This window comes from Providencia sp. Marseille-Q8014, from assembly GCF_965112055.1.
Genome location: NZ_CBCOPT010000001.1, coordinates 2,428,745 through 2,442,957 on the forward strand (window position 1 = coordinate 2,428,745; position 14,213 = coordinate 2,442,957).

Annotated in this window: 9 protein-coding genes and 1 pseudogene; 3 read left to right on the forward strand and 7 right to left on the reverse strand. The window is 36.5% G+C overall.

Going from position 1 to position 14,213, the window contains the following annotated elements:
- Window positions 1-354 precede the first annotated feature (354 nt).
- Window positions 355-627, reverse strand: a complete 273-nt coding sequence (ychH, locus tag ACWPW6_RS10645; RefSeq protein WP_154623230.1) for a stress-induced protein YchH — start codon at window positions 625-627, stop codon at window positions 355-357.
- A gap of 294 nt (window positions 628-921) precedes the next feature.
- Between ychH and pth the strand changes: the two genes are divergently transcribed.
- From pth to ACWPW6_RS10660, 3 genes and pseudogenes are all read left to right on the forward strand, one after another.
- Entirely contained in the window at window positions 922-1,512 is a 591-nt protein-coding gene (pth, locus tag ACWPW6_RS10650; RefSeq protein WP_163861917.1) for an aminoacyl-tRNA hydrolase, read from the forward strand.
- A 120-nt stretch (window positions 1,513-1,632) separates the two neighbouring features.
- Window positions 1,633-2,724 (forward strand): redox-regulated ATPase YchF, encoded by a 1,092-nt coding sequence (ychF, locus tag ACWPW6_RS10655; RefSeq protein ID WP_154622881.1) that lies wholly within the window; start codon window positions 1,633-1,635, stop codon window positions 2,722-2,724.
- Between the two features lie 201 nt (window positions 2,725-2,925).
- A pseudogene (locus tag ACWPW6_RS10660) lies at window positions 2,926-3,286 on the forward strand (Arm DNA-binding domain-containing protein); the annotation flags it as partial.
- Window positions 3,287-3,670: 384 nt separating this feature from the next.
- Here the strand turns inward: ACWPW6_RS10660 and ACWPW6_RS10665 are convergent.
- The 6 genes from ACWPW6_RS10665 to ACWPW6_RS10690 form a co-directional block, all read right to left on the reverse strand.
- Window positions 3,671-5,236, reverse strand: coding sequence for a DKNYY domain-containing protein (locus ACWPW6_RS10665; protein ID WP_249998827.1), 1,566 nt, complete (start codon window positions 5,234-5,236; stop codon window positions 3,671-3,673).
- An 848-nt stretch (window positions 5,237-6,084) separates the two neighbouring features.
- A complete protein-coding gene (locus ACWPW6_RS10670) occupies window positions 6,085-6,228 on the reverse strand; it encodes a hypothetical protein (RefSeq protein ID WP_154635653.1) in 144 nt (47 codons plus the stop codon).
- An 829-nt stretch (window positions 6,229-7,057) separates the two neighbouring features.
- A complete protein-coding gene (locus tag ACWPW6_RS10675; protein WP_249998829.1) occupies window positions 7,058-10,297 on the reverse strand; it encodes a type I restriction endonuclease subunit R in 3,240 nt (1,079 codons plus the stop codon).
- 64 nt (window positions 10,298-10,361) lie between these two features.
- Window positions 10,362-11,489 (reverse strand): restriction endonuclease subunit S, encoded by a 1,128-nt coding sequence (locus ACWPW6_RS10680; RefSeq protein ID WP_249998831.1) that lies wholly within the window; start codon window positions 11,487-11,489, stop codon window positions 10,362-10,364.
- Complete coding sequence (locus ACWPW6_RS10685; protein WP_249998832.1) at window positions 11,486-13,033, reverse strand: type I restriction-modification system subunit M; 1,548 nt, start codon at window positions 13,031-13,033, stop codon at window positions 11,486-11,488. Before ACWPW6_RS10685 ends, ACWPW6_RS10680 begins: the two co-directional genes overlap by 4 nt.
- Window positions 13,034-13,235: 202 nt before the next feature.
- Window positions 13,236-14,114: a LysR family transcriptional regulator gene (locus ACWPW6_RS10690; RefSeq protein WP_154624116.1), complete on the reverse strand. Its 879-nt coding sequence runs from the start codon at window positions 14,112-14,114 to the stop codon at window positions 13,236-13,238.
- Window positions 14,115-14,213: the final 99 nt, after the last annotated feature.

A 14,213-nucleotide genomic window follows, 5' to 3' on the forward strand; every position in this document is an offset into this window, starting at 1 on the left:
TCACATAAAAGAAATAAAAATAGAGGTAGGAATAACGTTGGTAATATACTGGGTTGCAATCAGAAGAAATGCGCAAAACAAATTCAGTGTGTTTCAGTCTATCTAAAGATAGTCATTAAATAATCAGCTACTCATACACCAATACACATAGTTGCCCATGCTCCAGTCATTATTACAGTAACATTCACTCAAAACATTGGTATTCAATCCACAAAATAATAGCGGGTCCCCAAATAATAAAGGTGCTGTAATCAGCACCCTTAGAAACGCTTAATTGACTTGAATAAGTTGTTTTACTTAATTCAATTTATTTAACACAATAATTCTAAATTGTATTAAATCAGACAAAATGACTTATGGATAGCGGTGATTATCACGGTTTGAATGGTTATAGTGTTTTATCAACCAGTAACGGTCGGCAACTTTGTCTCTTCCACCTAATCTTGCACCCGCCAGCCAAATCATAGCGCCGACAAAAATACCAAATAAAGACCCCATCGTAAGCATATCTGGTAAGTTAAGACTAAATACATGAGAAGATAAATTCAGCGCAATGCTTCCTATCATGACAATTAGACCCAACGCCATTAAAATATTACCAATTAAGAGAGCTGTTTTACGTTTCATATCTACCTCCCGTATCAGTAGATTGATAAGCAAAGCATGTTTGAAACTTCCGAAAAAATATATCTTTATGCTGTTATTATAGTGCATTAAGTAAAATTATTTGCGATGGCAATCACAGGGTTAGACTTTTTTCATTATTTCTGTACAAAAGATGCTTTTTATAAAAATATTTTACCCATAACTACATTTTATATTAAATAAGCCCGCATCAGCGCTATTTCAATTTTGTACATCTTCCCCTCTCAGGGTAAACTAGGCCTAATAATTGAATTAACTGACAGTGAACTATTAGCCGTGAGCAAAATAAAACTAATTGTTGGCCTTGCCAATCCTGGTGCTGAATACGCCCAAACTCGTCATAATGCTGGAGCATGGTATGTCGACCAGCTGGCAGAACGTCACCATCAATCCTTAAAAGAGGAAGCCAAGTTTTTTGGCTACACCGCCCGTATCAATTTGAATGGTCATGATGTACGACTCCTCGTTCCGACGACCTTCATGAATTTAAGTGGTAAAGCAGTTTTATCCATGGCTAATTTTTATCGCATCAATCCTGATGAAATTTTAGTCGCTCATGACGAATTAGATTTACTTCCAGGTGTTGCTAAGATGAAACTTGGCGGCAGTAACGGTGGTCATAACGGCTTGAAAGATATCCAAAACAAGTTCAGCAATAACCCTAATTTTTACCGCTTACGTATTGGTATCGGCCATCCAGGCGATAAAAATAAAGTGGTTGGTTTTGTTCTCGGCAAACCAACTGCTACGGAACAAAAGCTGATTGATGAAGCTATCGATGAATCATTACGCTGTACCGACATTTTACTCAGTGATGGAATGGATAAAGCAATAAACCGTCTGCATAGTTTTAAAGCGACAGCGTAAAATCAGCCTATACAAAGAGTTCATTTCATCAAAAACAACTTTTTGTGTATAATCAGCGCCAATTTTCTAACATTCAGGGCAGCACTCGCCTGCCCCTTGCTATTTTAAGGTGAGAAACATATGGGTTTTAAATGCGGTATCGTTGGTCTGCCTAACGTGGGTAAATCCACACTGTTTAATGCGTTGACCAAAGCCGGCATCGAAGCAGCCAACTTTCCTTTCTGTACGATTGAGCCGAACACAGGTGTTGTGCCAATGCCAGACCCACGTCTTGATCAATTGGCTGAGATTGTAAAACCACAACGCATTTTACCCACTACGATGGAATTCGTTGATATCGCTGGTTTGGTTAAAGGTGCATCAAAGGGTGAAGGTTTAGGTAACCAATTTCTAACTAACATCCGTGAAACGGAAGCCATCGGGCATGTTGTTCGTTGCTTTGAAAATGACAATATTATTCACGTTGCGGGTCAAGTAAACCCAGCGGAAGATATTGATGTTATTAATACTGAGTTGGCTCTCGCTGATCTTGATACCTGCGAACGAGCGATCCATCGTATTCAAAAACGCGCCAAAGGCGGTGATAAAGATGCGAAAGCGGAACTCGAAGTTCTGGAAAAATGTTTGCCGCACCTTGAAAAAGCCGGCATGTTAAGAACTTTAGACCTTAGCACTGAAGACAAAGCAGCCATCCGTTACTTAAGTTTTTTAACGCTCAAGCCAACGATGTATATTGCAAACGTGAATGAAGATGGCTTTGAAAATAACCCATATCTTGACACGGTATATAAGATCGCTGAAGCAGAAGGCTCTGTCGTTGTTCCTGTTTGTGCTGCAATCGAGTCAGATATCGCTGAACTTGAAGATGAAGAACGTGATGAATTTATGGCAGATTTGGGAATTGAAGAACCCGGACTGAATCGCGTGATCCGTGCAGGTTATGAATTATTGAATCTTCAAACCTACTTCACCGCAGGCGTAAAAGAAGTTCGAGCTTGGACCATTCCTGTTGGCGCAACTGCACCTCAAGCGGCAGGCAAAATTCACACAGATTTCGAGAAAGGCTTTATTCGCGCTCAAACCATCGCATTTGATGATTTTATTAAATATCGCGGTGAGCAAGGAGCAAAAGAAGCCGGTAGAATGCGTGCTGAAGGTAAAGATTACATTGTCCAAGACGGCGATGTATTAAACTTCTTGTTTAATGTGTAAGCCTATACTCTAGTTTAAGATTGTCCCATTAAGCATCATTTAAAAACAGCATAAAATTCATAATATTACTATGGTTTTATGCTGTTTAATGTCTCACTGAATTTCATGAAAACTCACACCTAAATAAATATATTGCTTATTTATCTTCTCTTTTTTCAGTGAGTATAATCATATAAATCCACATAATTACTTGAATTTATTATATTTACTGACACAAAATACAGAACAGCAAAATCTAAAGAAAAACTTTCCGTATCAATGATTTCAACGGTTTGTACCTTGAGGTGATACCTAATGGTAAAAAAGCTGGCAGTTTCATTTTCAAATAAATGGAAAATCGAGCATGCTGGCATTAGGCAACTACCCATTGGTAACACTAGCTGAAGCCAGCTCTAAATGTGATGATGCTAGAAAACTCGTCTCAGAAGGGATTAATCCAACACAAGCTAAGCGACTAGATAAGATCAGAAAAGCGAACGAATCCGCAAATACATTTCAAATCATCGCAAAAGAATGGTTGCAAATGAAAGATTGGGCTGATGTGACCAAATACCGTCGCCTTTGATAGACCCTGTAAATAATTCTGTGTATCTGTAATTTCTTACGGCCATAAGCATAGTAAAATTGTTAATGTTAACTTCTCCATTACAATATAGAGAATCTAACTATAATCATCCTAAATTTTCATAAAGAGAGTCTAATAATATATTATTTAATTAAAGGCGCTGTATATTTATTCACTGACAAAACAGTTTCAATAGTAATAGACTGTTATCTCTAACACTCGAAAGATAAGAAAAGATTAATTTCAAAGAGAACAGTATGATGTGATTGCTAGAACAACAATGCTATCAAGTAAATGATGAGCAATGCATAACTTCTTTTAGCGAGTCATCATGATAATAAGTGACCTTGGCCACTTATTATCTAAATACTCACTGTTGAATTAACCAAAAGTGTAATAACGCTCAACATCCTTTTCCGCATACTCTTGGTGTGTATATCGATGCTCTTCGTAGTAATAATAATTTTTATCACGCCCAATAGTAGGCTTAATCACTGTAAAGGTCTCAACATCAACACCTTCAAGTAAATGTGCCTGACACCAGATGTTTTGCCCAACACGGCAAAAATTGCTTTTTGGATAAAAATATAATTCACCATCATCAGGTAGTGTTAATGGTTGAAGTTGTTGATTGAAGTACCATATATGCTGCTTATCACGCCAATAAGCCCCATGATAAACATCAATGAGTTCTACTGTTGACGCATCAGCGTTCTCTATATTTTTCCAACAAATCCTAACATTGTTAGCATCTTTCACTAACCCTAAACGCCAATCAACAATTTCAAAACTGTGGGGATCGAAACCTTCTAATAATTTTGTTCCCTCCCAGACATGTTTTTTATCGAGATAATAATTTTCTTGTTGGCGAAATGTTGCTGCGTCAGCATGTTCTAACACACCGTTATAATAAAAGACTTGATTACCCGATATTGAAAATATGTTGTCAAATTTTGTCACAGTACGAGGGTCGACTCCTTCAATTTTAAAAACTCCCTGCTGGTGGTTTGAGCCGTAAAAAGCATTTTTATCGATATAATGGCTATCATTGATTTTTTGAAAAGTTGCCATATCCACGGTGATAGAGCCAAGCTTAAATTGACGATTTTCTATCACAGAAAACCATAATGTATTGTCGATTTGTAATATAAAGTCAGTGTCGTAATCCCCCTCAAGCAAACGAATCGTTTTTCCTAATAAATTCGTATCTATCAATATGGGCATATTTAACGATAGTTTAGGATGCAGCCATACCGAATTATTGTCAGAATAGATATTGTTTAAACTATCGGTAAATATGCGCTTAAACGTGAAAGGATTAGCATTAGGCAATACCTCATTTTCCCAGCTAACAACCTGAGTTCCATTAGAGAAGAAATCTGTGTTTTTAATATGAATACGGTTATCTGGGGTCGCATTACGCAAATATATATTGTACTGACGTTTAGTTTGATTCCATAATTTGCTATCAATCCATTTTTTTATATTATCTTCACTGGCATCCTCAAGCTCTTGCAACCACTCCTGTGCCCAGTTTGGAGTATCAAAACGAGTGACTTTATCTGATAGGGTTGATTTGTCTTTTTCAACGATCAAAGTACCTGCGATATTTTCACCATATATTACCGTCGCGGTAGTATTTCTTGCGACAAAAGAGGCCGTTGTTTTTAAAATCTCAACAAGATGTAAAATATTATCACTAAGCTCATCCGATACTAACCATAATCCACAACGTAAAACTGCCTGCTGTTTATCATGTAACAACAAAAAGCGTAATTCATCTGAAGGGGCATTGAGATAAGTTAAAAACGATTGAGCAATGGTTTGTTGCTGTAATTTCTGGGCATGACCTGATGCTTCTGCTATCGTAAATTCTGATTTTAACCAACGCTCAAAGGCTGCCCGTGATAAAGGTATTTCTCCAAATAAATACTGCGGTTCTGCCATAATATATTCCCTCTTATTAACGCATATGTTCTATCGTCTTGTCTCCCTAAGAGTAAGTAAACCTACATTTCCCTTCAATAAATAGCCATCGATAAAGGAATATACCTCAAATGCAATTTAGGGGGATAGACAAAGATGTCAGTGTCTTTTAATGATAACCGTGCATCATGGATAGACAATAAATTGACTTAGGTAACAATATTACCCGTTATTTTGTTAGTAGGGAAAATATTTTTTAGAAACCGCTTAGCGTTTCGTGAATAAATCTGCGCCTCTGTATTCATGATATAGAGAATGACATTTAAAATTAAATTAACAAAAATATCACTTTAAATACATTTGACCATCATCATGATAAATAGGCTAATCTAATTGGAAAATCTCTAACAAACATAGTTATGATATTTAATCATAAGAATTACTCAAACAAAAAACACAATAAGATATATCATATCAGTTTGATTTTGTTATATTACCCACAATAAAATCCATTACATGGGGCTAGTGACAATGACTTTTTTGTATTTATTATTAAGAATAGGCTCATTATTAAATATACTAAAAAATCATTGAGTGAATATACATAAATCTTATTCAGTTATTTTATAGACATCATGAGCCATTCTCATTACTCTCACATTTTCTCCTATAATTCCAATGGTATTCCTCCTTCTATTTTGCTTGTTTTTTGGATTAACTTTAATATCCAAGATATTGAAATAACAATATCAAATAGCATTTTCTATGCTTCTATATAGGAATTTAATTTTCAATATAAATAATACTATTATCTGTTCATATAGCACCAATCATAAATTCACTTTATAATGAATTGATTGAGTTATATTTTAACGTTCTACAGCTGTATCATTGTTTGATAAGATTTCTTGACTTGAACTTACCTCACCCTCTTCATTATTGATGATGCTATCTTGACATGCTAATAAAAAAGTCGTTAATAAAACCATTATCACCATTGTTATTTTATTCATAAATTCACCTCATCACATTTAATTATCACCATTAATTGATTTTTCTATTATCGATAATCCATAAAAACATTTCATTAAAATCATTATTCATTCTTAAAATGATGCCCATATTTAATATTTATATAACAATAAGATACCGTTGATGGGATCCACCACTAGAGATAAAATTCCTCTTTGATATCTGTAGTTCTTTAAACTATAGCATAGAATATAAAAAACACCTTTACAGTAAAAAATAAAAACAAATAGCTTTGCAGAAAATAAAATAGGAAGAAAAACCTTATATTTAATACTTATTATGATTGATATCCATATATTCTCTCACTAATGACTTCATTTTCTTATCTTTATCATAAAACATAACAATAAAAACTGTTATTAAGTGAGCACATGAAAAAAAGTTTCATCTTATTGATATTATCATTTAATTAATCAGTAATTTTATGTCTATATTTTATTAATCATCATAAATATTAAAGCCTATTATTAGTTATAGAGTAACATTGATTATATCAGCCTTTATTCTTATGCATCGATTTTACTCGTTATATCATGACTCGCGTTATTGATAATCAACTAATATTTTTCGAGATTTAGATAAGATGATTACGTTTATTAACGATAAATAGGTATATCTTTATAGAGTGCGGTCATTAATAACAAGAGAGACGATAATTTTTTGTTTTATCCATAGTGCAAAGACATCCTTGTCTACTTAGCTTAAAGTGATACTGTCATCACTAGATTATTAGCTCACTTTTATCTCACTCCGGCACTCCATTAGTGCCCCTTCTTCGCTGTTAGCGCATAAATATAAATCGAGCTTCATTCACTCCGAACTTAATAGTTCATTTGATAGTAATTCAGCCTGTGCCAGTACAGTCTCTGTTGCCAACAATGACATATCGGGCGGATAGCCATAGCGGTTAAGTAAGCGTTTTACGATCACTCGGATTTTTGCTCTAGCAGATTCTTTTATTGTCCAATCTAACGTTACATTGCTACGAATCATTTCAGTCAAAACCACCGCGAGTTCTCTCAGTTTATCTTTGCCGATTAACTCTTTAGCACTGTCATTTTCAGCAACCGCAGTATAAAAGGCATATTCATATGGCGATAATTTCAGCTCATTTGCCTCTGCATCTACTTTGTTAATATCTTTAGCTAATTTGATTAACTCATCGATAACCTCAGCTGCCGTTAAAATTTTATTTTGGTAGTTTTTTATCGCTCCACTAAGCATTTCCATTAGTTTTTTACCTTGAATAATACTAGTGGTGGTTCTAACTTTTATTTCATCTGCTAATAGCTTTTTCAATGTTTCTAATGCAATATTTTTATGTTGATAGTCTTGCATCTCCATTAAAAATTCGTCAGACAGAATTGATATATCCGGTTTTTTAATTCCAGCAGCATCAAAAACATCCACAACTGTATCAGTCACTAATGCCTGATCAATAGTTTGTTTAACTCTTAGCTCTATATTTTCATTACTTGTTATTCCTCCAACCGTATTATCGAATTTCACCAAGCGCGCTTTCACCGCTTGAAAAAAAGCGATTTCGGGTGTGGATTCCATTGCTATGGGATGAGGAGTCGCTAGGGCAAATGCTTGAGACAATGCTGTCACTGCGGTGAGAAAACGTATTTTTCCTTTACCTTCATCCAGCCCTAAAATGAAATCTTCTGCTTCTAAAATAATGGCTAATTTACGAGAAGTACTTGCAGTAAAATACTCTCTATAATCAAAACCAAATAGCATTCCTTGCAGAATTTCTAGTTTCTCCTGCATCACAGTAACGGCTTCATCCTGATCTAAGGTTGGTTTACCTTTCCCCCCCGCATCCGAATAAAAAGATAGCGCCGATTTTAAATCAGCCGCAATACCTAAATAATCAACGACCAACCCACCTGATTTATCCTTATACACTCGGTTAACACGTGCAATGGCCTGCATCAGATTATGGCCTTTCATCGGTTTATCGATATATAAGGTGTGCATACTTGGAGCATCGAATCCTGTGAGCCACATGTCTCGGACAATGACTAATTTAAGTTTATCATCCTCATCTTTCATACGGTTAGCTAATAGCTGTCGATCTCTTTTCGTTGTATGATGTTTAGATATTTCAGGTCCATCAGATGCAGAAGATGTCATCACAACCTTAATCACGCCGTCATTAAGGTCATCGCTGTGCCATTCAGGTTTTAACGCAACTATTTCATTATATAAATCCACAGCAATACGACGTGACATTGCCACGATCATGCCTTTACCTTGATTAGCATTCGCGACTAAACGTTCTTCAAAATGGGTCACTAAATCCTCAGCGATCGCTTTAATTCGTTCCTTGCTACCAATAATTCCCTCAATACGAGCCCATTTTGCTCTCTGCTGTTGAGTCAATGTGAGCTCTTCTTCACTAAATTCCTCATCAAAAGCTTCTATAAGCTGTTTGCCTTCTTCGCTAATTTTGACTTTGGCTAAGCGGCTTTCATAATAAATCGGTACTGTTGCACCATCTTCCACTGCTTGGGCAATATCATAGATATCAACATAGTTACCGAATACAGCTGGTGTATTCACATCCGTTTTTTCAATCGGTGTTCCTGTAAATCCAAGGTAGGTTGCGTTAGGTAACGCATCTCGCATATATTTAGCAAACCCATAAACGGTTCGCTTACCAACAACTTCTCCTTGTTCATTTTTAACATCAACCTCTTTTGCACCAAAACCATATTGAGAACGATGCGCCTCATCAGCAATGACCACAATATTGCTGCGATCTGAAAGTAATTCATAAATACTGCTACCCGTATCGGGTTGGAATTTCTGAATAGTCGTAAATATCACGCCACCCGAACCAACCTTCAGTAATTCTTTCAATTCTTCGCGGTTGTCGGCTTGCTTTGGTGTTTGACGTAATAATTGCACCGCAGATGAGAAGGTACCAAAAAGCTGATCATCTAAATCATTACGGTCTGTAATAACCACTACGGTTGGATTATCGAGTGCCAATACAATTTTTCCGGTATAAAACACCATAGAAAGCGATTTACCAGAACCTTGTGTATGCCAAACAACCCCTGCTTTTCTATCACCTATTTTTTGTTCTTGTACTAAGTGCTGCTTATTACGCCCTTGATAACGTAATGCAACTTCTGCTGACGGGGAGTCTGCATTCACATTTGCGGCACGTATTGTCGAAAGTACCGCTGCGTTCACTGCATAATATTGGTGATAAGCGGCCATTTTTTTGACCGTTTTGATCGAGATAATGCCATTTTTATCTTCCTGTTTGCTCGACTCAAATACAATAAAATAGCGGATCATATCGAGTAAGGTCACTGGATTTAGTAAACCTTGCGTTAATACTTCTAATTGTGGTTGCGTTCTTTTCGCTTCAGTCATGCCATTATCGGTTTTCCATGCCATAAAACGCTCAAAATCAGCCGATAACGTTCCAGCTTTGGCTTCCAATCCATCAGAAATAACACTAAAAGCGTTGTAGGTAAATAAGGATGGAATATCCTGTTGATAGGTTTTTATTTGTTTATATGCCCCTTCTATCGTGGCATTTTCATCAGTCGCATTTTTTAGTTCAATAACGACAAGCGGTAAGCCGTTAATATAAATAATTACATCAGGTCGACGCTCTTTACGATCTTCTCTAATGGTTACCTGATTAACAACAATAAATTCATTATTATCGGGCTGTGAAAAATCCACCAGCCAAATATATTCACCTTGTGTATGACCATTTTTGGTCACCTCAATATTAATTCCTTCCGTCAATAAACGATGAAAATTGAGGTTATTATTCATTAAATCTGGGGTGTTTATTTGTGTAACTTGTTTCAGTGCTTCTTGGCATTTTTCTTCGCTTAAATGAGGATTTAAACGCTTTAATGCTGTTAATACGTTTTCCTGAAGGATGACTTGGTTGTAGGCGCGTAATGAATTAATGCTTGTTGGCTCTATATCAGGACCATAAACATATTTATAGCCTAACAGTTGTAATTGCTCAATCGCCATTTTTTCAATATCGGATTCCGTCATTTTTGACATTATTGTCATCCTATCAGGTAGAGGTAATAAAAAAGCAGCGTTCAATTCACGCTGCCTACTACAATTATTGTTCTGCTTCTGGAGTATATTTTACGCGCACTTCCCCACTCATCAGTTTAGGAAGTAAGGTATCACGGAGTTTTTCTAGGGTTTGGATTTTTTCCTGATTCTTCTTTACCTTTTCAAATAAAGGCTTTGTAATATTAGAGAAGTTTATAACTTTTTCTTCATTCGGAATACTAAACTTAATAGACTTTATTAAGCTGGTATTTATTGATGTAACAATCGTTGAAGTAGTTCCTAACGAGTCATAATTAAATTGCTTTAAAAAACAATATAAAAACTCTGTAGTTATGATTTTTTGAATTTTAAATTGAGCAATAGCTTCATTTGAAACCATATCTTCATACGTAATACCTACTCTGCCGACTGTCATTTTAAAACTTAAAACAACCGTATTAGCCGATATAATGGGAATTTTCAAATCTTTAATTGTTGATACTGGTAGGTATTCTTCAGTACAAGTTCTATAAATGCTTGGTTTTGCCATATCCTTTATTGATAACCACTTAATATCAGCATCATTTCGAGAAAATAAGTGAGTTTGTTTTCTCGGTGGAGTCCGGCCAATCAATACAGTTGATACATCACCTAAAGTAAATGTTTTCCAATTTTCGCATTTTTCCTCAATAAACCACTGTCTAAAAAGAGTTTCAGCCATATCTTCTAATATCTTGTTCTGACGATGGAGTAAATGAATTTTATTATCTAAAGATAATAAAATCGAAGCGATGGCTTTCTGCTCAGATATAGTTGGAAGTAGTATCTCCTGACTATATGCTGTCTCCCGGTTTAAACCAGGTACTGCGCTATCTTCATTTAATTCTTCTAAACCAATTGTCCCTAACTGATAATATAACCATATAAAATCATATTTTGATTCATTGGGTAAAATATAATATGCCGTATCTATACAGCAAAATGGTTTTTCAGAGTAATAAACTTTCCCCACAGTTCCTTTTCGCCCAATAATTATACCTTTACTCATAACTAAAGGGACATTATGGTATCCTGTGATCCCAGCAGAGCTATAAACAGGAATATCTCCCTCTATCCTATCTTGGGCTCTTAAAGCTTTGCCATAATGTAAGGTGACAATCTCTCCTAGTTTCACATTTTGCCACTCACTCATATTATCACCTTCGCCAAATTCTCAGCAATTGCTTGATTGAGTTTTGCTTCTTCTTCTAATTGAGCTTCGAACTCCGTTTTCAACTGGGTAAAGCGCTCTTTAAAATCAAAATCATCTTCCTCATCGGCAAGTCCTACATAACGACCTGGAGTTAGCACATAATCCAGCTCAGCCACTTTCTCAACGGAAACCGATGCACAAAAACCCGCAACATCTTCATAAACACCGTCTTTATTACGCCAATTATGATAAGTATCCGAAATTAGCTTAATATCATCATCGGATAACACTTTAGTGCGGCGATTAATTAAATGACCAAGATTACGCGCATCAATAAACAGAATTTCACCACTCCGATCTTGATATTGAGTAGAGTTCTTACGGTCACGACGCATAAACCATAATGCCGCTGGAATTTGCGTATTAAGAAACAGCTTAGCAGGCAGATTAACAATACAATCGATTACATTGGCATCTTTAACTAATGCTGCACGAATATCGCCTTCGCCTGAAGTTTTCGACGTTAATGCGCCTTTCGCTAATACAACACCGGCTTGTCCTTTTGGTGACAAGTGATACAAGAAGTGCTGCATCCATGCAAAGTTAGCATTACCTACAGGTGGAGCTCCATGCTGCCAACGGGCATCTTTGCGCAACTGTTCACCAGACCAATCAGAAACGTTAAACGGTGGGTTAGCAATAATAAAGTCAGCACGTAGGTCTTTATGAGCATCATTAAGAAACGAGCCTTCACTATTCCATTTCACTTGTTCAGAGTTAATGCCTCTGATAGCCAAGTTCATCTTCGCCAAACGCCATGTGGTCTGGTTAGATTCTTGCCCATAAATCGAAATATTATCGATATTTCCTTGATGTGACTCGACAAATTTTTCAGACTGCACAAACATACCGCCGGAACCACAACATGGATCGAATATACGACCTTCATAAGGCTCAAGCATATTCACTAATAGAGAAACTATCGATTTAGGTGTATAGAACTGGCCGCCTTGCTTACCTTCCGCAAGAGCAAACTCACCTAAAAAATATTCAAAAACATGGCCTAAGACGTCAGCGGAACGTGATTTAGCATCCCCTAAAGCAATATCACCAATAAGGTCAATCAATTCCCCTAATACCGTCGCATCAAGGTTTTGACGTGCATAAACTTTCGGAAGCACCCCTTTTAGTTGCGGGTTATCCTCTTCAATCGCCTCCATTGCCTCATCGACTAATTTACCAATATTCGGTTGTTTAGCGTTACTGAGAAGGTTTGACCAACGGGCTTTCTCTGGAACAAAGAAAACGTTATAAGCCATGTATTCATCGCGATCTTCAGGATCTGCACCAGCAAACTCACCCTCACCTTTTTTGAGCTTTTCATAATGCGACTCAAAAGAGTCAGAAATATATTTTAAGAATATCAGTCCAAGAACAACATGTTTATATTCGGCAGCATCAATATTCTTACGCAGCTTATCTGCTGATTTCCACAGAATAACTTCTAATGGTTCAACTTTTGTCTCTTTTGGTTTTCTTGCCATGATTCCATTACTTACATCAATAAAGATAATGGAACTATTGTGACTTATTTATTGATGAAAATCTAACTATGGATGGCTTATTTTAAGGATCAGGCCGATTTTACTACCTCGATATCCATCAATAAAAAGGCCACCACTTTTTATGGGGATAAAAATCATAGAAATAGTCACAGTATGTTGATATCTATAATCTTTACAATAACTACAACATTTCTATCGCCAAATCATGCCATGCTTTCGCTCTACGGCTTTGCGGTATATTTTTCAGTGTTGCTAATGCTAATTCATACGAAAGTACTGGCTCAACGACAGGGATGATCGATAAACCATCAGCCCGCGTTTTATTCCACATACTATCAGGCAGCAAGGTGATGCCGACACCTGCTCTCACCATTGCAGTAACTAAATCTAAATGGCCACTACGCCCCACAACCGTAGGCTTTTTCCCATAAATCCCGCACGCACTAGTGACGAGTTCATTAATTCGAAAATCATCTGAGAAAAAGATAAATGGTTCATCGACAACCTCTGCAAATTTTACCGAGCTGTGCAGCGCTAATGGATGCTGTTCACTCACCAGTAACATTAGTCGGTCCGATGAAAAAACATGTAAATCAAATTGTTCATTTTCGAATGGGAGCATGACTGCGGCGGTTTCGACTTCGCCCTTCAGCATCGCCTCCATCATTTTACGAGAGCCAAGCTCAATAATTTTTAATTCTATCTGCGGATAACGTTGACTGAACACCATGATAATGTCAGCAAAATACGTCGATGCAATCACAGGGGGAAGTCCGACATTTAAAACGCCAGATAACGGCCCTGCTCTTTCTTTGAGTGCTTTATTCATACTATGGAATTGCATCAATATTTGTTTTGCATGACTGAATAAAATCTCGCCTTCATCTGTCAGTCTGACCCCATCAAATTCTCTGACTAATAATGTATAACCAAGCTCTTGCTCCAGTTTTTTTATACTACGACTAATGGCGGGCTGGGTGACAAATAAGTGTTCTGCCGCTCGGCTAAACCCATTCAGTTGTACGACCTCAACAAAATAGCGTAATGAACGTATATCCATTGCTCCCCCTATGACTTTTAGTTATAGATAGAATAATTATAAATAATTCCCGTTAAAGAAAAATCCACGCTAAAACTAATAAAAAGCAGAATTATCGAC